Raw genomic sequence first — 22299 nt, forward strand, 5'->3', positions numbered from 1 at the left:
CTTAAGCAAAAATGAGCATAATTGAGCACCGAATAGTTAAGTTATGCTTACTTTACCTCTTTTATGTTTATAGATAATTTAATATGATAGATATATAAGAGATTTTTAAAAACGGAGTGATAAGATGCTGCCATTAGAAAGACAACAAAAGATCCTTCAATATGTTAAAGATAAAAATGTAGCTACTGTTGCGGCACTTGCTGATTTTTTCCAAGTACATGAAGCAACGATTCGACGAGATTTAATTATCCTTGTTAAGGAAGGTCAGTTAAGACGTACGCACGGCGGAGTCGTAATGCAAGATGAAGTTCATTCCGAGCCATCTTTTAATGAACGTGAAACAGTGCAGCTAGAGGAAAAGAAACGCATTGGGGAATTAGCAGCCAATCTCATTAAAGATGGGGAAAATATCATTTTAGATTCGGGGACAACGACGTTACATATTGCACAGTCGATCTTAAATAAACAAAATTTAACTGTGATTACGAATGATATTAATATTGCTGCCTTACTGCGTTCTGCCCATTCAATCAAAGTCATCGTGACAGGTGGAATCTTGTTTCCTGACAGCTATATGCTAAATGGAATGATCACTGATGAGGTTCTTAATACACTTCATGTTCATAAAGCTTTCATTGGAACACCAGCATTGCATCATCAGAAAGGATTAACACATTTCGATGAATCACTTGTTCCGGCCAAGCGCGGAATGATCCGTTCTGCCAAACAAGTCATCGTTGTTGCGGACCATACAAAAATAGGCAGTGTCTCGTTACATACAGTTGCGGGAACAAAACAAATTCATGATTTAGTTACTGGAGAAGAAGCACGAGAATTAGATGTGCAATTGTGGCAAGATGCGGGAGTTCGTGTCCACTTTGCTTGAGTTCCTAAAGCATGCTTAAAAGGAAATAATCGGGAGGGCATAAAATTCACCGTGAACGGGATTAATTCTTCACGACCGGGTTTAATTCTCTCCGTACGGGTTTAAACCGCGCTATATGCAATTAATACAGCATTTCCACTCAAATCTACATATAAAAGCGGATTACCCTTGGTAGGCAATCCGCTTTTTGCTGACGATTTCTTTAATGGCATAGACGGCTTCTTCCGCATTTGCCACTGTTAATTGAACTTTCTTATTTTCCGCGTATTGGTCGGCGGCGTGTTGATAACGAGAATCGTAATAGTATTCGAGTAAAAGTCGGACAGCTAGCGGGAAATTCTCCTCGACCAGTGCCTGTTCAATTTCCTTGGCAACTGGCGTATGGATCCTAGCTTTAATTCGACGAAAGGCTTCCAAAGATTCCTCTTTATGAGCCCACGGGTCATAATCCGCTAAAATGTTACGGACCCTCTCTTCAATAGGCATATCAATGATGATATGAGTCCCTTTAGCCTTCCACTCGTCAAAAAATGGCGGCAGAACGACTTTACCAATTCTTTTGCTTTCCGCCTCAAATAAAACAAGTTTAGAATCTGTGATCTGTCCAATGCGCTCAACAAGTAGCGCTTCGAACGTCTTTTGATTGTTCGGCGCGAGCCCGATTTGTCCAAAAATGGAGCCGCGATGATTCGCCATCTTTTCTAAATCCAAAACAGGATAGCCTTGTTCCTGCAATTCCCTTAGAACAATCGTTTTACCTGTTCCTGTATATCCACTCAATATGAAGGTTTCAGGATGAAAGTCAAGATGCTCTAACGTATCCACTACCCATTTGCGATAGGATCTTATCCCACCCTCCAGACGGTGAACATGAATTCTAGCTAAATCTAAAAGAGTGGCAGATGTTTTGCTGCGCATTCCCCCTCGCCAGCAGAAAACCGTTTTTTCCCCTTCCACTTTTTTAAACTCCCGAACAAACCCTGGCAATTTTGCTGAAACTATTTCAAGTCCCCGATCTTCTGCAGCTTCTGGGCTAATCTGTTTATAAATTGTTCCAATTTCTGCCCTTTCCTCGTCATTAAACAAAGGAATATTCATACTTCCAGGAATGGTGGAATTTCGATATTCGGATGGCGATCTTACATCAATTAGCGTCATCGCATTTTTACTTTTCAAATCGAGTAATTTATCTATCGTAATATCGCTAAACATGTTATTCCACCTCTACAATATTAATGAACAAGCCCCGATTCTTTCGACTTCTCTAAAAATTTCTTTGTCATTTTGTTGATTGGTTCTTTTAAAAATGCACCAAATATTAATGCAATTATTCCAAACAAGCATAGGATAGCAACATCTCGTAAAGTTCTTTCTAAAACAATGCCACCAACTGCTTCCCGCATCAAATCTACACCATAGGTAAAAGGGAGAAACGGACTAATAATTTGGAAGAACTTAGGTAACAAGACAACGGGATAAGTTCCACCTGATCCGGAAATTTGTAAAACTAACATAATAATCGCCAGAGCTTTTCCGACATTCCCAAATACTGAAACAAGGGAATAAACAATCAGAATGAAAACGAAGCTAATCAGAAGCGCAAAGATGATCAACCAAATCGGATGTTCCGCTTCTACATTTAATAAAAAGAGATCCCCTGATGTCACAATCAGCGTCTGAACAAATCCGATCGTCAAAAATGTCATAAACCGTCCAAAATAAATTTGCCGTCCTGTATAAAGACCATCATTGTGAACATCAACAGCCAACAGGGAAATTAATAAAAGTGCACCAACCCAAATTGCTAGTACAGTGTAAAAGGGAGTCATACCTGTACCATAGTTTTTTATTGGGAATAGTTTATTTTCATTTAATTGTACAGGCTCTTCAAAAAAACTGCGTTCAGCTGAAGGATCGTTTTGTAACAATTGAATGATTTCATTTAAATCAGCTTCACCTTGAACCTTACGGATTTTATCGGCAAGTTCTCTTACTTTCGTATTTACATACGGAAATTGACCAGAAGCATAATCCAGTTTACCTTTACCTTCCTGAAGGTTTTTCTGGGTATTACTTATGAGTCTTTCCACCTCAGGCAAAGTAGATTGGATCTCAACTAGTATTCCTTTCGCTCCTGACAAAGTCTTTTTCGCCTTTGCTACTTCATTCAAAACAGTAGGTTCAATATTATCCTTATATTCCTTTACAAAGTCATCCAACTTAACCGATGTGTCCTCAGCTGTATTATGAAGACGATCTAGGATTTTGTCGAAGTCTTTATTATGATTTTGTAAAAATTTATTTAATTGATCCGCATCTCCTTGCATTTGTTGCAAAGCTGCTTTTAGCTCTGCTGTTTGTTGGATAGCAAGATCTATTTGATCATTAGTAACACCTTGGTTTTCTTGATCAGGTCGTTCAGCATTAATCTCCTGCAATTGCTTTAATGACTTTTCAATTGTATCCAAATTTTGGATAGCAGAATTAATTTGTCCTTCAAGATCTTTCTGAACAGTATTATCCTGACTTAAATCAATATTTGTATTTTGAACCTCATTTAAAAAATCACTTATATTTTTCGTAACAGTTTGTGCCCTTTGCAAATCTTTTTCAATTTGTGGGGCCATTTCCTTCAGTCTACTCTCTGCTGTATCCAAATAATCAGTTGTTTTATTGATCGTGGAGAGCCCATCATTCGTGTATTGCTTCGCTTTAGGCAGCATTCCATTCGCTTTATTAAGGACGTTTTCAGCTGAATCTGCATCATTCATCGTTTCATTTAGCATTCTATTGATTTCAGGCAAATCCTTTTCAAGCATAAACACATAGTTTTCAAACTTCTCAATATCTGGTAAATTTTGCTCCAGCTCAATACCAAGTTCATTAAAAAGATCAAAAATAACCCCATTCACAGTTGAAATAAATTTACTGCTAATTTGGTCAACAATCGTTGTTGCACCTTTTTCAGTAATTTTTGGGGAGACAGAATTCAGCTTTTCATTTACATAATATTCGATTTGAGCCTTCGTCGGATGATCTGAAACAACGGTGGCCAGTTGCTCGGAAAAATCTTCAGGAATAATGACGACCGCATAATAATCACCAAACTCGACTTTATCCATTGCATCAGTCCGATCGGTAAAATGCCAGTCCATACTTTTATTATCCTTCAGAGATTCAACTAACTCTTTTCCAACATCAATTTCTTTATCCCTAATAACGGCTCCTTGATCTTCATTGACAATTCCTACAGGTAAGTCACCTGTACGAGAATACGGATCCCACATGGCATAAATATTAAACCAAGCATAAAGGGAAGGAAGTACGGCTAATCCACCGATAATAACCATCGCTGCCCAGTTGGTCACAATTTTCTTGATGTCCGTTGTATAAATATCGATAATTTTTCTCATACTTTTGGTCCTTTAATGTGGGATATTAACTATTGAGCACTTAAGCTTAGAATTCCCATAATCGCCCTATGATAATCGTGAACCATTGCGATATGTAGGACAATTCACCTCATTATTTTGAATTTAGCATTATCCAAAAACTTTATTCAACTACTACATGGCCCGATTCTTCAGCTGTTACTTCACCGATCAAATGAGCATCTACACCATTCATTTTTAGATCTTTCAAAAGATTTTCGGCTTCCTCACTAGCTATACTAATCAAAAGCCCTCCAGAAGTCACGGCATCACATAGTATCCATTGATCAATTTGATCCATACCATTCGGAAAAGTAACATCCCCCTCTAGATGGGCAAAGTTATTTTTTGTCCCGCCTGGAATAACCCCTTGCTCGGCTAGTTCTCGAACTCGGTTAAGAATTGGTACATTCTCCTTTTGAATACGCAATCCAACATTACTGCCTTTTGCCATTTCTGAAGCATGCCCAAGTAAACCAAATCCTGTTACATCTGTACACGCATGTACTTCATAACTCGACATTGTTTCCGCAGCCGTTTTATTCAATGTTGTCATCACTTTTGTGACATTGGAAATTTCCTCTTCACTCAAAAGCCCTTTTTTCAATGATGATGTCAAAATTCCGACGCCAATCGGCTTTGTTAAGATTAGCTTGTCCCCAGCTTTTGCCCCAGCATTAGTCCTAACCTTACTAGGATGGACAACACCAGTTACAGCTAGACCAAATTTCGGCTCTTTATCATCAATGGAATGACCGCCAACTAAAGTAGCGCCCGCTTCCTTAAGCTTATCTGCAGCACCACGTAAAATGTCTGTAAGAATTTCCTTGTCCAATGTGGAAATAGGGAAAGCAACAATATTTAACGCAGTAATCGGCTTACCACCCATCGCATAAATGTCACTAATCGCATTAGCGGCAGCAACCTGACCAAAAGAATAAGGGTCATCAACAATAGGTGTAAAAAAGTCGAGAGTCTGAACAATGGCCAGATCGTCTGTTAGGCGATAGACACCTGCATCATCACTTGTATCTAGTCCAACTAGCAAATTTGGATCCGTGGAAGCGACAGGAAGTTTACGAATAACCTCTTCCAAATCAGCTGGTCCAATTTTACATCCACAACCACCTTTGGATGATAAAGAAGTAAGCCTTATAGAACTGGATTGTTTCATATTCCATCAACCTTTCAGGATATTTTATTTTACCATTATAAATGATATCTCAATATAATATATAGCATTTGACTATTTTAAAACCTTTACTAGGTTTAAATAGATAGATTTTTGGAATCTCCTCAGACAAGTTAATGGCAAAAATAAAAAATGCGAAACTTTATCCTGTCACAAACAACAGGCCTAATTTCGCACTTTTATATACTAATTTTTAAGTAATCTTAAACTATTTAATATAACTAAAATCGTGCTTCCCTCATGACCAATAACTCCAAACGGCAAATCTAAGAACTGAAGGAAATTGGATATAATCAGCAGTATAATAACACCAATTGAAAAAGTAATATTTTGCTTTATAATCCGATTCATCCTTTTAGATAGTTGAACTGCTTCGGAAATACGAGAGAGATCATTCTTCATCAATACCATATCAGCTGTTTCAAGCGCCACATCCGTGCCATCTCCGACAGAAATTCCAACGTTTGCTGTAGCAAGTGCGGGTGCATCGTTAATTCCATCTCCCACCATTGCAACTGTTCCGTAATCTTCCTTCAACTTTTTAATATGTTTAACCTTATTTTCCGGTAAACAATTAGCTACAAAATCTTGAACATGGCTTTCCTCTGCAATCGCAGTCGCTGTATTTACGTTATCTCCGGTTAACATGATTGTATAAAGTCCGTCAGCTTTTAGACGATCAATAGCTGCTCTTGATTCTTCACGGACGATATCTTTTAGTGCAATTAATCCGATTAATTCTTCTCCTTTTTGAGCGAAAACAACGGTCTTCCCTTTACTAGCAAGCTCCTTCGCCAGCCCTTGCTTAAATCGTTCGGCTTTTTCATCACCGACAAAATCACTCTTGCCCACTTTCCAGACAACATCATTAATAACCGCTTTTACTCCCCAGCCAGCAACATCCTCTACACTCTCTAGTTCTATCCATTTACTATCTATTATTTTTTCAGCATATTTCACGATCGCGTTCGCCAACGGATGGTTCGAATGCCGTTCGATCGACCCTACGACATGTAATAATTCGTTAACTGTATAATCGTCATGAACGATCACATCTGAAACTTCTGGCTTCCCTTTTGTCAAAGTACCTGTTTTATCAAATGCGATTGCACGAACTTCGCTAAGTTGTTCAAGATGAACTCCACCTTTAAAAAGGATACCTCTCCTCGCTCCATTGGAGATGGCGGATAATGTCGCAGGCATAATAGAAGCTACAAGTGCACATGGTGAAGCAACCACTAATAAAATCATCGCCCGATAAAATGTTTCATTCCAGCTCCAACCTAAAGCAAAATGTGGAAGAAACAGCATAATGGCGACAACGGCCAATACAATCTTTACATATTTCCCTTCAAAACGTTCAATGAATAGTTGGGAAGGAGATTTTTCGCTTTGGGCAGACTGGACAAGTTCAATAATCTTTTGAAAAAGCGTTTCATGATTTGGCTTTGTAATTTGCACTGTAATTGAACCATTCAAATTGACAGTTCCGGCAAAAACTTCTTCATGGATGCCTTTAGAAACTGGAACGGACTCTCCAGTAATGGCTGCCTCATCTAAAGTAGTCGTTCCTCTAACGATCTCTCCATCCGAAGGAACTCTTTCTCCAGGCTTTACTATAATAAAATCACCAACGATAAGTTCGGAGACATGGACCCGTTCTTCTCGATCTTCCGTTATTTTTAATGCTTCCTCAGGCTGCAGTTTCATAAGCGTGGATATTTCTTTATGACTCTTATTCATCGTATATGTTTCTAATGCCCCACTAACCGCGAAAATAAAAATAAGAATGGCACCCTCGGTCCAATAGCCGATAATGGCTGAACCAATAGCAGCTAAAATCATTAACAATTCCACATTTAATTCTTTATTTTGTAAGGTATTTTCAATACCTTCCTTTGCTTTAGCAAACCCACCAACCATAAACGCAAGTAAAAATAGAACAACCGATGCCATGGGAAAATCGCTTTTATCCATTAACCATCCAGATAAAATTAAAATTCCACAAACAACAGCAGCAATCATCTCACCATTTAATTTTATTTTCCCCCAAACATTCTTTTCCGTCATAGTCAACTGATCTTCTATTACGTGGGCATGATTTTCCATTCTCGCACCTTCCTATTCTTTGTATAAGGAAAAGTCTTATTTAAAATTATTATTATGTAACTATAGTAATAGAAAAATTGGATTCGGTCAAGTCTAATTGAAAATAACCTAATCTAATTGAGAATGATAATTGTATTCAATTACAAAAATCAATGTTAATTACCTAATCTATTTATAATCAATACAATATTATTGTAATTATAATATGCGTATTTATGATTGGCTGAAACATTCCACTTTCACATATTTTTTTCTGTAGTACACATACTGACTATAGGAATAAATCGAAAAAGGGGATCTGTATGTCCATTTGGAATAAAAGAAGGAAAGAGAAACGACAAAACATCCCGCATATTAAAATGAAAAATAATCAACATCGTGAACTAAACGGGAAACTGGAAGATACCATTTACTTTATAAAAGAGATATTGGGTAGTAATGACGACTTTGTTATTAGAAGGTTTTCTATATATGGGGCCCATTCCGCTGCCATTTGTTATTTTTCCAATTTGGTTGAGCAACAGACAATAAATTACGAAGTTTTAAAACCATTAATGAAAATGCCCGAATACATCGATAAAGATAAACTTAAAAATGATAGGATTCTGAAGGTGTTGGCTGAGGAAGTTCTTTATCACGGCGAAATAAAGGAGGAAAGTAATCTAGGGAAACTTATTGATGCCGTCTTAGCTGGCGAAACGATCCTTGTCATTGATGGTGTGACAAACGCATTCCATCTCGATACCTATTATGTTGAGAAAAGGGCGATTGCCCCACCAGAAACTGAGCAAGTTATCATCGGCCCTCGAGAAGGATTTATTGAACGGTTAGGGACCAACCTTGGCTTGCTGCGTTATCGGTTGCCAACAGCGGATTTCCGTGTAAAAACATTAAAAGTTGGACGGTTAACAAAATCAAAGGTTGCCATTTGTTATTTGGATGGAATCGCCGATCAAGCACTCGTTGATGAAGTTGAAAGTCGGTTAAAGAAAATTGATATCGATGCGGTGCTAGATGTCGGCTATTTAGAACAATATATTGAAGACAATCATTATACGCCCTTTACACAAACTTTGTTAACCGAACGCCCTGATAGTACAGTTGGCAATTTAATCGAAGGCAGGGTCGCTATTCTTGTTGATGGCTCTCCATTCACAATGTTAGTACCCGCTGTTTTTAACCAGTTCTATCAAGCAACAGAGGATTATTCCACGCGCTTCATTATGGGAAGCTTTACTCGATTCATTCGTATGTTTGCCCTTGTATTCTCACTGGTATTCCCAGCTTTATATGTATCGTTCATTTCGTTTAATCCGGAATTATTGCCAACTGAATTTGCTGTCGCTGTTGCTGGAGGAAGAGCAGGAGTCCCCTACTCTGCTGTTATTGAGGTGTTAATACTGGAAGGATCCATGGAAATATTACGGGAAGCAACTGTTAGGTTACCTAAACAGATCGGGAACGCTTTATCCATAGTCGGAGTTTTAATTATTGGACAGGCTGCTGTTCAGGCAGGACTTTCTAGCCCCATTACTGTTGTCGTCATTGCTATTACAACAATTGGTTCATTTGCCACTCCCGTCTACAATGCATCCTTTGCTTTAAGGGCATTACGCTTTCCATTAGCGATTCTTGCGGGAATATTCGGCTTATATGGGGTCATGGTAGGACTGATAGTAATCTTAAACCATATGCTCTCATTAAAATCGTTTGGTGTCCCTTATCTAAGTCCAACTTCACCTTGGAATGCTCAAGGAATGAAAGACAGTGTCATCCGCTTTCCATTTTGGAAAATGTCTTTTAGACCAGTGATGTTTCATTCCACTAATAAAATTAGAGAGAACACAAGTAAAAGTTCACGTACAACACAAAGACAACCATTGAGTTCTCAACCGAATAAGGATAAGAGGGATGATTGATGGAACAGAATCGGAACATTACACTTGTCCAGACAACAACGATACTTATTAGTACGATAATAGGAGTAGGCGTATTGCGGCTTCCATTAATTGCAGTTCAGTCAGCCGACACTGGCGCCCCTCTCCTTACTGCCCTCGCTGTCCTATTCTCACTTTTCGGATTATGGATTATTATAAAACTTGGTCTCCTCTTTCCTAAACAATCGATCATTGAATATAGTGAGGTTATTATCGGAAAGTGGTTAGGGAAATTATACAGCTTTTTTATGATCCTATTCTTTACTATACTAACGGGACTTGCTACAAGGGAATTTGGTGCAGTCGTTGTATCAGCTGTATTACGGGAAACCCCGCTCGAAGTGACTGTTCTTGTAATGCTAGTCATGGCGGCGATTTATACTCGTGATAATTTTAATACTTTTGCTTATATCCATAACTTTTATGTGCCCGCTATATTAATACCGGGCTTCATCATCGTGATTACTTCATTATCAAACGCAAATTTTCTTTACTTGGAACCTGTCTGGGGTAATATATCTACTCAATCACTAACAGGAACACTTACCATCACTGCACTATTTCAAGGCGCATTTATTATCACCATTATTATCCCTGTAATGGAAAAGCCTAAAAAGGCGATGCGGGCAGCCATATGGGGCGTCGCGATATCGGGAGGTTTCTTCGTCATGATGGTAGCAGCCGCCCTTGCTCTATTTGGACCAGAAGAACTAAAGAAATCAATGTGGCCTACATTAGAGTTAGCGAGAGCAACTCAAATACCCGGAAATCTCTTGCAACGTCTTGACATCGTCTTTCTGGCTGTTTGGGTAACAGCTGTTTTCACTACAATCTATTCTAATTATGTATTTACAGCCCACGCATTGAAACGTTTTTTTCAATTAAAAGATCATAAAATGATGGCATTTTTTCTATTGCCTATCGTATTTTTTATTGCCATGCTTCCTCAAGAGACGTTTCAATTATATAGAGTGATTAGTATTGTTGGTCGATTGGGAATTGGCATAACTATTGTGGTTCCCATTGTATTAATCGTCCTATCCAAACTTCGCAAACTGCCAAAAAAGGAGAAAGAATTATGAAAAGAATAGGTAAAACAATGAACGCCTACTTTATTATCTTTCTATTTATTCCTTTCTTGTCTGGATGTTGGGATAGTATAGATATAGAGAAACGGGGAACTGTTCTGGCAATAGCGATTGATAAAGTGGAAACAGATGAGAATGAGGACTACATTACACACTTTCCGAAATCTCAAATCGGATCAGCAGACGAGATGATTCGCATAACAGCTCAAGTCTCTGTCCCCGGCCGCATTCCGCTTGGTCCTGAATCAACTGGTGGCGGTGAAGACCAAGAACCAGTGTGGGTGTTAGATGCAATTGGTCATACGCTGGAAGATGCCCTATTCAATTTACAACAAGAATTAGCTGATGAACTTTTTCTCGGACACTTACGCATCATCGTCATTAGCGAAGAAGTCGCAAAAGAAGGAATTGAACGATTCAATGATTATTTACGCAGGCAACCAGAAGTAAGAAGGACAACTTGGCTCGTTGTTTCCAAGGAAAGAGCTGCGGACTATATGGAGATTGCACCAAAATTAGAGCGAGTTCCAGCATTATACTTAAAAAGTATGGTTCAAAAGGGAGTTGATTTAGGAAAGTTTCCATACGACGATATCGGAATCTTTTGGAGAGCCCTTTCCAGCAAGGGGCAAGACGGATATCTCCCCTATTTACAAATTAAGGATAAGGAAAATGTTCAAATTAAAGGCTTGGCCTATTTTAAGGAAAATAAAATGCTAGGAACTATTGATCCGATCGAAATTGGCTTATTCATGGCTGTCATCGGAGAGAGTGAGGGCGGGTATGGCAGCTTCATCAAAATACCCGATGCTGAAGAAATGGTATTAGTAGAAGCAGTTAAAAGAAAATCGCGAATCAAAACAACCATCAAAGACGGAAAACCGGAAATTCATATTAAAGTTCGTTATGAAAGTGAAATAGGCGAAAAGACAAATGAAAAAACTCCAATAAATGATTCGAAAATTATTCGTAAAATAGAACAAGTAGCATCAGAGGAGACGAAGAATTCTCTAAATAGGTTGATTAAAAAAATGCAAGAAGAGGGCACAGATATTTTTGGATTTGGGGAATATGTCCGGGCGAAGCAACCGCGATTTTGGAACGAAACAGTCAAGACAAAAGAGACATGGAATTCTATATTTAAAGATATAAATGTTCACGTTGAAATGGATACTCATATTCGCAGAGTTGGGATGAAAGATCAATAATGGAACAAAGGGGAATGATAACAAATGTTTAGCCTCGACTATTTGTCTTATTTGTTTGTTATTCTTATCATAACCGGTTTACTAATTATAACAATGGATGCTAAAGCTTATAAAAAGGAAGGAAAGAAAAAGGAGAAAAAATTTTCACTTTTTCTTGGATGGATGAATATTGGCTTAGGTGTAGCAATCGTTGTTGCCAATTGGGTGTATGATACATGGTTTTGGTGATCTAGATTTGTAGAAGAGTGATCATCCTGTCGCAAGCCATTACTCGCTATTAATGAAAAAATTGAGAAACAGAACAGTCTTTACGCTGATTTTGAATATTTAAAGACTCTTTCTATGTTTAGGTAGGTTGTGATCAAAGATGCAAACAAAAAGTCAAAAACCATGGCTACTTGTTTTAACAATTGGCCTTGGCACATTATTAAACCCATTAAATTCTTCGATGATTTCTGTCGCATTAACACGAATGCAACACGACTTCGGGCTGACATTTGCGGATGCTTCCTGGCTCATATCCGTATTTTATCTCGCAAGTGCAGCCGCCCAGCCTGTTATGGGAAAATTAAGCGATATGTTTGGCCCCAAGCGATTATTTCTTGCAGGACTAATTATTGTTGCAACAGCTTCCGCCTTAGCACCCTTCTCACCAAACTTCACTTTCTTATTAGGCTGTCGTGCTCTTCAAGCTGTCGGAAGTTCGACTTTATTCCCGAGCGGGATGAGCATGGTGCGGACAAGCATTTCTGAAGGTCAAGCAAAAGCATTGGCAACTTTATCGATATTTGCCTCTACTTCAGCTGCCTTTGGCCCTTCCATTGGCGGATTTTTAATTGAATCATGGGACTGGCCTTCAATTTTTGTTGTGAATTTCCCTTTCATTATTACCGGATTTATTCTAGCTATATTTATTTTACCAAATGAAGGACAGGGGAAAATTGAATTAAAACGCATTGATTTTCTCGGAATCGGACTTTTTATTACCTCCATCATCGGATTGATTTTATTTCTGTTGTCTATTGAGGATCAAATTCACTGGTGGGCATTGTTCATTTTTCTAGCTGCAGCTATTGCCTTATATGTTTATGAGCGAAAACATCATGAGCCGTTTATCGACATTAATTCGTTAAAGCGAAATCCCGTTGTTTCGCTCATCTATTTGCAGTTTATATGCATTAATCTTGTGTATTATTGTTATTTTTTTGGCTTCCCCACATTCTTACAACAAGTTCATCATTATAGTGAAAAACATACAGGGCTTATTATGCTTGCTCTTGCTGGGTTTGGCGTAATTGTCGCCCCTATTGCTGGACGTATGATTGATCGACACGGATCGAAACCTCCGCTTATTACAGGAGCATTGATTCTTTTCATTGGAACGGCCATGTTATTAACGTTACATGAAGACTCATCCCTTCTGTGGCTTTTAGTCATTATGGCAGTGCTAGGAATGAGTAACGGTTTTAATAATATTTCAATGCAGACTGCTTTATATGAGCATGTCCGTCCAGAAGATACAGGCTCATCTTCAGGTCTGTTCCAAACGAGTCGTTATCTCGGATCCATTCTTTCGTCCAGCTTACTCGGGATCGCATTTAATCGTCATCTAGATACCCAGCATCTTCATAATGTGGCGCTTATTTGTTTGATTTTTTGCTTGTTAGTAGTAATATTGGCACTTCGGTTACCGCGGGAAAAAAGCAGACAGCATTCCGAATAATTTTAAAAATTCACTTTCCTTTCTCTCCAAGGTTGCCTACAATTTAAGAGAAGGGGGAGAGGGAAATGGAAAATAAAGTTGCTGCAAAACTCGATGTTCAAGCTTATCTGGATCGAATAGGATATACAGGGCCGATTGATGGAAGTGCCGAGACACTTGCCCAGCTTCAGGAACGTCACCTCCATACAATACCTTATGAAAACTTTGATATTTTAAATGGAGTACCTTTATCTTTAGAGGTGCCCGATCTCTTCGATAAAATTGTGAAACGTCACCGCGGTGGATATTGTTTTGAACTAAATGCTCTTTTTAGTTGGTTACTACGAGAACTAAGGTTTAAGGTAACGGATTACTTTGCGCGATTTTGGCGGGATGAGCCCAATACTCCACCTAAGCGCCGTCATCATGTATTAAAAGTGGAAGCAAAAGGAAAATCGTATTTGTGCGATGTCGGTGTTGGAGGCATCGTTCCAAGAAGACCGATTCAAATGGTAGAAGGCCTTGTTCAAGAGCAAGGCGATGAAATCTATAAGTTAGAGCGTGATCCTTATTTCGGCTGGATGTTATATGAAAAGAAACGTGGCGAATGGAGTGAAATCTTTTCCTTTACAGAAGAGCCGCAACTGCCAAAAGATTATATTATGGCTTCTTTCTGGTGTGAACATGCACCAGAGTCAATTTTTAGGAAGAGTCCGATGGTTGCGATTCGTACTGCGGAGGGAAGGAATTCTGTTAATGGCGATGAGTTTCGGATTTTTACGAAGGACAGTGTTCGTGCCTTTAAACCGGAGTCAGAGGAAGAGTTTCAGGAAGCTTTGAAAAATCACTTTGGAATTGTTTTATAGATAGTAGTTCTGGTAAAGGCTATATGGGAGAAACGTCTTGGTGACTGAAATTACCCTATAATAAGCTAAAAAGAGACCGCCTCTCATGTCCCATACCATTGATAAAAAGATGTGCTTGGGACGTGAGACTGCCTCTCATGTCCCGTACCATTGAAAAATGGATGTGCTTGGGACGTGAGACCACCTCTCATGTCCCGTATCATTGAAAAAAGGATGCGCATGGGACATGAGACCACCTCTCATGTCCCGTATCATTGAAAAAAGGATGTGCTTGGGACACGAGACTGCCTCTCATGTCCCGTATCATTGAAAAAAGGATGTGAATGGGACATGAGACCACCTCTCATGTCCCGTATCATTGAAAAAAGGATGTGCTTGGGACGTGGGACGGCCTCTCATGTCCCATAACGATGAAAAAAGCACGGGAACGGGATATGAGTTTGGGTATGTACTTCAATAATACCGCTCCACATCAAAATCCTTCAAAGATCGATAAACAATATCCGCATCTGTTAAATCTTCTTCTCGACCAACACCGATCGCCAGCATCCCGGCAACTTTTGCGGCTTCCAGTCCTGCTTGCGAATCTTCAAAAACAGCACACTCTTCATAGGAAACTCCCAATCGATCAGCTCCTAACGTAAAAACTTCTGGATCGGGTTTTGCCTTGGAAACAGAATTTCCGTCGATCACAACATCAAAATACGACTCAAGACCGACATTTTTTAGAATGATTGGGGCATTTTTGCTTGCGGAACCAAGGGCGATTTTTACTCCTCGCCCTTTCAACTCCTGCAATAATTCCAAAACACCTTCTAAAATTTCCGATTCATCAAGTCGCGAAATATATTCAACGTAACGATCGTTTTTTTCGGTTGCCATCTTCTCCTTCTCTTCCAGAGAAAACTGATCTTGCATATGACCGACTTCTAACAAAATATCCAAAGAAGTCATTCGCGAAACTCCCTTGAGTCTCTCGTTGTCCTCTATAGTAAATTCAAAGCCCAATTTCCCCGCGAGTTCTTTCCAAGCGAGATAATGATATTTTGCCGTATCGACCAGCACGCCGTCCAAATCGAAAATGGCACATTTATACTTCATATCATTTACCCTCCAGTGGAATTTCAACACGATTCTCAAGCTTAACTGGTTTACCATATACGTGGATCGTTTTGCTGCTTCCACGGACTAGTGAGAAAGTTGTAGCGCGGTCGCTCACATTTACATCAATGACGCTATCTTCGAAGTGAACTTTAAAATGATACCCTGTCCATTTCTCTGGTAAAGAAGGGGCGAAATACAATCCGTCTTCCTTAATTCGCAAGCCTCCGAAACCATAGACAATCGCCATATAGTTTCCACCCATATTAGCGGTATGAATGCCATCCTTCGTATTTTTATGCGTATTGAATAAATCGAGTTTGGCCGATTCTCCGAAATAAGCGTAAGCTTTATCATACCTTTTCAATTTCGATGCGACGATGCTAAAGATCGCTGTAGATAAGGAAGAATCGTGCGTCGTAATTTTTTCATAATAATCAAAGGAATGTTCAATTGTACTTATGTCTTGCGCATCTTCTAATATGAAGTGAGCTAACACCGTATCTGCTTGTTTACAAACTTGATGACGGTATAAATGAAGCGGATGATAGTGTAAAAGCAATGGGAATTTATCTCCTGGTGTACTTTCCAAATCCCATACTTTTTTACTTAAGAAAGAATCATCTTGCGGATTAATATCCAATTCCGCATCATAAGGCAAATACATCTTTTCGGCTGCCTTTTTAAACTCTTCAATCTCCCTATCAGCCAATTTAATTTTATCGATCACGTTACTCCCTTGTAAAAGCTCATAAAACTTCACTGCCCAATTAAAATTATGTTGAGCCAATACGTTCGTGTAGTAATTGTTATTGACGATGCACGTATATTCATCAGGACCTGTCACATCGTGAATCATGAACTTTCCATCGTAAAAATGACCGGCATCTAGCCAAAGTCTCGCTGTTTCAAATATAATTTCAGCACCATATTCGGCAATGAACTCTAAGTCTTTTGTAACTAAATAATAATTAATAATCGAATAAGCAATGTCCCCGTTAATATGATACTGGGCAGAACCTGATGGATAATAACCAGAACACTCTTGGCCAGAGATCGTCCGCCATGGATAGAGCGCTCCTTTTTCATGGCCCATAATCCGAGCATGTTCCCGTGCCGCATCCAAGATGTTATACCTATATTGAATAAGACTTTTAGCTATTTCAGGTTGCGTCAGCAAAAAGAATGGCTGGATATACATTTCAGTGTCCCAAAAATAATGCCCTTCATATCCTTCTCCACTAAGACCTTTTGCTGCGATATTACTAAAGCGATCTTTACCAACCGATTGTAATAATTGATAAAGATTATAATAAGTGGCAATCCGTAAATCCTCATCCCCATATACGTCAACACTTGCGTTCTCCCAATACTCGGTCAAAAACTGTTCCTGTTCTTCATATAAATCAGCTAACGGTCTTGAAGCGACCTCTTTCATTAACTGCAAGGCTTGTCCGCGGCAATCATCGTAACGAATTGAATCACAAACGATCGTATATTTCGTTAAGCTAATCGATTCATTTTCAGCAATCGTTGTAGTCAGTTCACATTCTGCCGAATCAGCACCGATCTCATTTTTCCACTCGCATTCTTTCGATAATTGATTTTTCACGGCGGAACAAACATGTAAATGAGACTTTGAAGTCCGCGAAGCTATAAGGGAAATTCCCTCTTGTTCCTCTGCTGTTTCCACTAGAATATGCTGAAAGCTTTCTGCCGCAACACGGGGATCATCCGGATTAAAATAATTTTGCACATTACCAAGATGAGTGGAGATAAACTTTACCTCTCCAGAAAAATTCTTCGCTGTCACTTCATATTCAATCGTAAACAATGGCAATATTTTAAAAGAGGTCATTCTTGTTATGACAATTTCCACTTCATGGTTTTTAGGAGAGCGCCAAAGAATCGTTCTCTTTGTTACACCTTTCTCCATATCTAAAGAACGGACACTTTTTAAAACTTTTCCAGAAAACATACTAAATTCTTCATCATCAATGAAAAGCTTTATCCCCTGTGTATCAACAACATTCACAATCGTTTGTTTTTCTTCTACAAAACCATATAGCTTTTCGGCTTGTTTCATCTCCGCTATATCATAAAATCCGTTGATGTATGTTCCTCGAATGGATCCATATCCATCAGGGTAGCCCTCTTCAAAGTTAGAACGGACACCTAAGTATCCGTTCGCATTATGAAATAAAGTCTCTTTAACCATTAGCTCTTCACGATCAAGACTGAAATCATCCACTTCATAGACTAAGTTATTATTCATTTACGACATACCTTTCGAAAATTATTTGACAGTGCTAAATCAAGTTGGTTGCTTCTAAGCAAATAACTCTCTCATCTGGAGATCATTACTTAATCGCCCCTTCTCCAATCCCTTTAATAATGTACTTTTGTGAGATGGCATAGAAAATTACGATCGGAATAATCGTCATCGTTAAGCCTGCCATAGCAAGATTCCATTGGATCGTAAATTCTCCAAAGAAATAGAAAGTAGAGAGTGGAATTGTTCGCAAATCTTTATCAGAAAGAGTTAACGATGGCAATAAATAGTCATTCCAAATGGCGATAACAGCCAAAATCATGACTGTAACGGTAATCGGTTTAAGCATTGGAAAAATTATTCTCCAAAAGATCCCGAACTTAGAAGCCCCGTCAATCATCGCTGCTTCTTCCAACGTTACTGGAATCGATTTAATAAAACCGTGGTAAAGAAAAACAGACATTCCAGCATGAAAACCAATGTTCATATAAATTAAACCGCCATGCGTATTAAGCATCGGAATTCCTAGTGTATCGCCAATTCCATTCATAAATTGCATTAATGGCATCATTAACGTCTGAAATGGAATAAGCATCGTCGCAACAAGTGTCATAAAGATAATTTTACTTAAAGCATGATCATTTCTTACTAACATCCAAGCAGTCATAGAAGACAGAATAACAATAAAGATGATGGATACAACTGTCACAAAAAGAGAGTTCTTAAAGGCAAGCAGAAAATTCATTTTTTCCATCGCCGTACTATAGTATTGAAAACTGAACTTCGATGGAAGTGCTAGTGCATTACTATAGAGTTCCTCACGATTTTTAAAAGAATTCACTAGCATAATGTAAACGGGCGATAGAAAAACGAGCGCGAGGAGGAAAAGTAGTATTTCTGCTAAGAATTTTCTCGCTCTATTCATTACATTTCCACCTCACGTTTCTTCGTAATGTAAACCTGTGTCAGGGTAATTGCAGCCACAACAATGAAGAATAAAATGGCTTTCGCTTGACCATATCCATAATGACTATAACCGAAAATTTCGTTAAATATATTCATCGCAAATAACTCAGTCGAGTTAACAGGTCCGCCGTTCGTTAGAGAAAGATTTACATCGTAAATCTTAAATGCATTTCCAAGTGTTAAAAATAAACAGATCGTGAAGGAGGGCATAAGTAAAGGAAAAATAACTTTTGTAATCCTTTGCCACATATTGGCACCATCTACTCTTGCAGCTTCTAGCAATTCATTAGGGATACCTTGTATTCCAGCAAGATAGATAATCATCGTATAGCCGGCCATTTGCCATGTAAAAACTACTACAAGTGCAATAAGTGCATATTTCGGATCCAATAACCAATTGAAAAATACTTTACCGAGACCTGTGGACTCTCCAAGTGTTTTAAAAGCATCAGTAAAGATAAATTGCCATATATAACCTAAAATTAACCCACCGATTAAGTTAGGCATAAAAAGCATCGTCCTAGCTGCTTTAGTTGTGCGCAATTTAGTTGTAACAAGTAAGGCAAAAGTAAGACCTAATACATTCACAGAAACTAGTGCTAATACAGTGAATTCAATAGTTTTCCATGCAGAAGAAAGAAAACGTTGATCACTAAATATTTGAACAAAGTTATCAAGACCTACAAAAACCTTAGGATTAGAAGGAATACCATCCCAATCAAAAAATGCGTAATAAATCCCAATAATAAATGGGATAATGACGACTGTTGTAAAAATAAACAAAAGTGGCACTGTAAATAATGCGTACCAAAGCTTATCTTTTCCTTTATTCAAGACAATCCCTTCTTTCCAAGTTCATTATAAAAACAAAAGCCCATCACTTTATGTAAATATTACATTTGTGATGGGCTCCGTTGAGGGACGAAATATTATATCGTAATCGACTACTTCACACCGTTCGCCCAAGCAGCATCTAATTTTTCGAGGAATTGCTGACCTGTCATATCTTTTGATAAGAAAAATTCTTGTGTTGCTGGTGTAAGATCGTTAACAACAATATTTGAAGGATAATAACTACTTGCCCACGGAATAGTTTCACCACTATTCGAAGCATCTAGTACCGCCTGTGATAATGGATCCAAACCCTTTGCCTCGATATTTGTCATCGCTGGAATAAATCCAAATTCCTCAACAATATAGCGCTTTCCTGTTTCACTTGTGAACATCCAGTTTAAGAACTCGCTCGCTGCCTTAATCTCAGCTTCGTCCTTCTGACTATTAATTGCCCAGTTATTTCCAACACCAACTGCTAGTTTATCATTTCCTTCAAGCGGGAAAGCCATCATCCCAATGTCAAAACCTAACTCATAGTCTTCAAACATCCCGTACGCCCAGTTACCTTGGTGAATCATCGCTGTTTTTCCAGTTGCGAAGTCACCGATATTACCATCATAAGTTATTTCTACGGGATTTTTTGCATTAGCCTTGATAGCATCCATAAATTTAGCGAAATCTTGGAATTCCTTAGTATCCGCCATTTTCACCTCACCTTTGTTTAACTTTTCCAAAAAGGCAAGCGGATCATCTTGGAGTGCAAATGGTGTATTTAAGATGTGTCCAATTAAGAAATAAGCTTCTTGGGACAACCCAAAACCATTGATGCCTTGATCATTATATTTCTCCAATACCTTTACAAATGAGTTGTAATCCGTTACATCTTTAGGGTCTACCATGTCTTTGTTATAAACAATCCCATATCCTTCTACCCCATATGGAATGCCGATAATTTTGTCATCTATTTTCAATTCCATATTAGGCGCAATATTTTTAACATACTCTTCATTACTTAAATCATAAAGGTAGGATTTAAGCTTCTCAGTGTGTTCTGGAGTTACGCTAAAAATAGATGGACCTTGATTACTCGACAGTTTTGTTTGCAATTGCTGCATATATTGGTCACCGGCAGCACCCCATATTTCCACTTTATTTCCTGTTTCTTTCGTATATTCTTTAGCCAAGGCTTCTAATTGGTCTACAATCTCAACTTTACTATTAAAGATGGTAATTGTTGGAGCTGATGATTCTTTTCCATTCCCATCTTTATTATCCTTATTCGTTCCACATCCTGCCAAAGCTAATCCAGCGACAAGGGAAATTACAAATATTAAAGTAAACATTTTATTAAACTTACGCATTTTATCATCTCCTCTTGATTTTTTCAGTAAAACGTTATACTAACAAATTAACCAGTTTTGGTAGCGTTGTCAAGAAGTATTTTCCACTTAACATTATTTGATAAACCTCTACAAATAGGATAATTCAAGTAATTTCCTTAATAATTAGCATACTACGGACATTAATAAATATTTATCCTTTTAGAAATTTTTTCGACTTACCAATAAAAAAGGCATGATAACAAGTTATCAGCCCCTTTTTACATTATTTTACTGTTTTTCTCCAATTTATTTTGGCAGTGATTTTAAAGTTTTCATTAGACCCTATACCATGAATCATCTCTAACAATTCTTTTGCAGCTAAATATCCACTTTCATAGCGCGGGATTGTTATTGTTGTTAATCCGAATGCCTCTGCCGTACTACTATCATCAAAGCCTGTTACGGAAATATCATCGGGAACTTTATAGTCGTTTTCCTTCAAAGCTTTTAAAGCGCCAATAGCCATATTATCATTGGCACATACTAAAATTTCTGGAAGGCTGTTACTTAAAATCAAAATGTTCGCCGCACGATACCCGCTCTTCTCTGAAAAATCCCCATGATAATAATTAGACCTTTGAAAAGAAATTTGATTTGCTGTTAAAGTATCAAGAAAAGCCTGGAATCTCTCTTGATGATCCAGAGAACTTTCGTAGCCCCCAATATAACCGAAATTGCGATACCCTTTATCAATCAGAGCCTGCACAAACTCACCCATAACCGTATAATTTTCAGTTATAACGCTTTTTATATAATCATTTTCAATAAGCCGATCCATTACAATAATTGGATAATCTGGTTTAGCTGTCGATACGAGAAATTCGTTATTCATCTCTTTATCAAGGACAATCGCCCCTCTTGTAAAATTGCTACGCATAAAATTTTTACTAGAATTCGTCGTACAGACTATTAAATCAAATCCATTTTCAGATAAATAATCATTAATTCCTTTAATTATTTTTAAATAAAAGCTTCTTTCAAAATTACTAAAGTTGAATACTATCGTATTAGTACGACCCGTTTTTAAGCTTTGCCCTATTATATTTGGCCGATAACCCATTTCCTCACATAACTGTAAAATACGTTCTTTCGTTTCCTTCCCTACATTCTTTCGGCCGTTAAGTACATTTGAGACAGTTGACACAGAAACACCCGCGGCCTTAGCTATATCTTTTAGACCTACCAAATTTTCACCCCATTATCCCTTGTAAAATCTATTGTAAAATTTACTTCAGTTTTATAAAATGATTTTACTTCAAAATTAAAAAATATACAAATTGCAATTGCTTGTTTTCTTACAGGGGATTGCATCACCGAAAACTTAC

Annotated in this window: 17 protein-coding genes; 7 read left to right on the forward strand and 10 right to left on the reverse strand. The window is 38.1% G+C overall.

Going from position 1 to position 22299, the window contains the following annotated elements:
• The first annotated feature begins 124 nt into the window (after positions 1–124).
• Positions 125–886 carry a DeoR/GlpR family DNA-binding transcription regulator gene (locus BN1243_RS12455; RefSeq protein ID WP_062107281.1) on the forward strand — a complete coding sequence of 254 codons (762 nt, stop codon included), beginning with the start codon at positions 125–127 and terminating at the stop codon, positions 884–886.
• 162 nt (positions 887–1048) lie between these two features.
• Here BN1243_RS12455 and mnmH read toward each other — a convergent pair whose 3' ends face one another.
• The 4 genes from mnmH to BN1243_RS12475 all read right to left on the reverse strand — a co-directional run bounded on the left by mnmH (position 1049) and on the right by BN1243_RS12475 (position 7618).
• Entirely contained in the window at positions 1049–2098 is a 1050-nt protein-coding gene (gene mnmH / locus BN1243_RS12460; protein WP_062107282.1) for a tRNA 2-selenouridine(34) synthase MnmH, read from the reverse strand.
• Between the two features lie 20 nt (positions 2099–2118).
• Positions 2119–4299, reverse strand: a complete 2181-nt coding sequence (locus BN1243_RS12465; RefSeq protein ID WP_062107283.1) for a YhgE/Pip domain-containing protein — start codon at positions 4297–4299, stop codon at positions 2119–2121.
• A gap of 142 nt (positions 4300–4441) precedes the next feature.
• Positions 4442–5491 (reverse strand): selenide, water dikinase SelD, encoded by a 1050-nt coding sequence (selD, locus tag BN1243_RS12470; protein ID WP_062107284.1) that lies wholly within the window; start codon positions 5489–5491, stop codon positions 4442–4444.
• 204 nt (positions 5492–5695) lie between these two features.
• Positions 5696–7618 carry a heavy metal translocating P-type ATPase gene (locus BN1243_RS12475; RefSeq protein WP_062107285.1) on the reverse strand — a complete coding sequence of 641 codons (1923 nt, stop codon included), beginning with the start codon at positions 7616–7618 and terminating at the stop codon, positions 5696–5698.
• 302 nt (positions 7619–7920) lie between these two features.
• On the opposite strand from BN1243_RS12475, the gene BN1243_RS12480 reads away from it, so the two are divergent.
• The 6 genes from BN1243_RS12480 (at position 7921) to BN1243_RS12505 (ending at position 14419) form a co-directional block, all read left to right on the forward strand.
• A complete protein-coding gene (locus BN1243_RS12480) occupies positions 7921–9537 on the forward strand; it encodes a spore germination protein (RefSeq protein ID WP_062107287.1) in 1617 nt (538 codons plus the stop codon).
• Positions 9537–10637: a GerAB/ArcD/ProY family transporter gene (locus BN1243_RS12485; RefSeq protein ID WP_062107289.1), complete on the forward strand. Its 1101-nt coding sequence runs from the start codon at positions 9537–9539 to the stop codon at positions 10635–10637. The genes BN1243_RS12480 and BN1243_RS12485 overlap by 1 nt, the downstream gene beginning before the upstream one ends.
• Positions 10634–11851, forward strand: coding sequence for a Ger(x)C family spore germination protein (locus tag BN1243_RS12490; RefSeq protein WP_062107290.1), 1218 nt, complete (start codon positions 10634–10636; stop codon positions 11849–11851). Before BN1243_RS12485 ends, BN1243_RS12490 begins: the two co-directional genes overlap by 4 nt.
• 24 nt (positions 11852–11875) lie before the next feature.
• On the forward strand, positions 11876–12079 hold the full coding sequence (locus BN1243_RS12495) for a CLC_0170 family protein (protein WP_062107292.1): 204 nt from the start codon (positions 11876–11878) through the stop codon (positions 12077–12079).
• A 139-nt stretch (positions 12080–12218) separates the two neighbouring features.
• On the forward strand, positions 12219–13574 hold the full coding sequence (locus tag BN1243_RS12500) for an MFS transporter (RefSeq protein WP_062107293.1): 1356 nt from the start codon (positions 12219–12221) through the stop codon (positions 13572–13574).
• Between the two features lie 65 nt (positions 13575–13639).
• A complete protein-coding gene (locus BN1243_RS12505; protein ID WP_062107295.1) occupies positions 13640–14419 on the forward strand; it encodes an arylamine N-acetyltransferase family protein in 780 nt (259 codons plus the stop codon).
• A 453-nt stretch (positions 14420–14872) separates the two neighbouring features.
• On the opposite strand, the gene pgmB is transcribed toward BN1243_RS12505, so the two are convergent.
• The 6 genes from pgmB to BN1243_RS12535 all read right to left on the reverse strand — a co-directional run bounded on the left by pgmB (position 14873) and on the right by BN1243_RS12535 (position 22160).
• Entirely contained in the window at positions 14873–15520 is a 648-nt protein-coding gene (pgmB, locus tag BN1243_RS12510; RefSeq protein WP_062107296.1) for a beta-phosphoglucomutase, read from the reverse strand.
• Position 15521: 1 nt separating this feature from the next.
• On the reverse strand, positions 15522–17795 hold the full coding sequence (locus BN1243_RS12515; protein ID WP_062107298.1) for a glycoside hydrolase family 65 protein: 2274 nt from the start codon (positions 17793–17795) through the stop codon (positions 15522–15524).
• An 85-nt stretch (positions 17796–17880) separates the two neighbouring features.
• Positions 17881–18717: a carbohydrate ABC transporter permease gene (locus BN1243_RS12520; RefSeq protein WP_062107300.1), complete on the reverse strand. Its 837-nt coding sequence runs from the start codon at positions 18715–18717 to the stop codon at positions 17881–17883.
• Entirely contained in the window at positions 18717–19592 is an 876-nt protein-coding gene (locus BN1243_RS12525) for a carbohydrate ABC transporter permease (RefSeq protein ID WP_062107302.1), read from the reverse strand. The genes BN1243_RS12520 and BN1243_RS12525 overlap by 1 nt, the downstream gene beginning before the upstream one ends.
• 110 nt (positions 19593–19702) lie before the next feature.
• On the reverse strand, positions 19703–20953 hold the full coding sequence (locus tag BN1243_RS12530) for a sugar ABC transporter substrate-binding protein (RefSeq protein ID WP_062107303.1): 1251 nt from the start codon (positions 20951–20953) through the stop codon (positions 19703–19705).
• 244 nt (positions 20954–21197) lie between these two features.
• Complete coding sequence (locus tag BN1243_RS12535) at positions 21198–22160, reverse strand: LacI family DNA-binding transcriptional regulator (protein ID WP_062107305.1); 963 nt, start codon at positions 22158–22160, stop codon at positions 21198–21200.
• Positions 22161–22299 lie beyond the last annotated feature (139 nt).

Origin of the sequence: Bacillus niameyensis (genome assembly GCF_001375535.1) — a bacterium.
GTDB lineage: Bacteria > Bacillota > Bacilli > Bacillales > Bacillaceae_C > Lederbergia > Lederbergia niameyensis.

Excerpts from the sequence above, each read along its gene's own strand:
- BN1243_RS12530 (WP_062107303.1), bottom strand. The coding sequence starts at position 20,953 with ATGCGTAAGTTTAATAAAATGTTTACTTTAATATTTGTAATTTCCCTT.
- BN1243_RS12485 (WP_062107289.1), top strand. The coding sequence starts at position 9,537 with ATGGAACAGAATCGGAACATTACACTTGTCCAGACAACAACGATACTT.
- selD (WP_062107284.1), bottom strand. The coding sequence starts at position 5,491 with ATGAAACAATCCAGTTCTATAAGGCTTACTTCTTTATCATCCAAAGGT.
- BN1243_RS12505 (WP_062107295.1), top strand. The coding sequence starts at position 13,640 with ATGGAAAATAAAGTTGCTGCAAAACTCGATGTTCAAGCTTATCTGGAT.
- BN1243_RS12520 (WP_062107300.1), bottom strand. The coding sequence starts at position 18,717 with ATGAATAGAGCGAGAAAATTCTTAGCAGAAATACTACTTTTCCTCCTC.
- BN1243_RS12490 (WP_062107290.1), top strand. The coding sequence starts at position 10,634 with ATGAAAAGAATAGGTAAAACAATGAACGCCTACTTTATTATCTTTCTA.
- BN1243_RS12455 (WP_062107281.1), top strand. The coding sequence starts at position 125 with ATGCTGCCATTAGAAAGACAACAAAAGATCCTTCAATATGTTAAAGAT.
- BN1243_RS12465 (WP_062107283.1), bottom strand. The coding sequence starts at position 4,299 with ATGAGAAAAATTATCGATATTTATACAACGGACATCAAGAAAATTGTG.
- BN1243_RS12475 (WP_062107285.1), bottom strand. The coding sequence starts at position 7,618 with ATGGAAAATCATGCCCACGTAATAGAAGATCAGTTGACTATGACGGAA.
- BN1243_RS12500 (WP_062107293.1), top strand. The coding sequence starts at position 12,219 with ATGCAAACAAAAAGTCAAAAACCATGGCTACTTGTTTTAACAATTGGC.
- pgmB (WP_062107296.1), bottom strand. The coding sequence starts at position 15,520 with ATGAAGTATAAATGTGCCATTTTCGATTTGGACGGCGTGCTGGTCGAT.
- BN1243_RS12495 (WP_062107292.1), top strand. The coding sequence starts at position 11,876 with ATGTTTAGCCTCGACTATTTGTCTTATTTGTTTGTTATTCTTATCATA.
- BN1243_RS12515 (WP_062107298.1), bottom strand. The coding sequence starts at position 17,795 with ATGAATAATAACTTAGTCTATGAAGTGGATGATTTCAGTCTTGATCGT.
- BN1243_RS12480 (WP_062107287.1), top strand. The coding sequence starts at position 7,921 with ATGTCCATTTGGAATAAAAGAAGGAAAGAGAAACGACAAAACATCCCG.
- mnmH (WP_062107282.1), bottom strand. The coding sequence starts at position 2,098 with ATGTTTAGCGATATTACGATAGATAAATTACTCGATTTGAAAAGTAAA.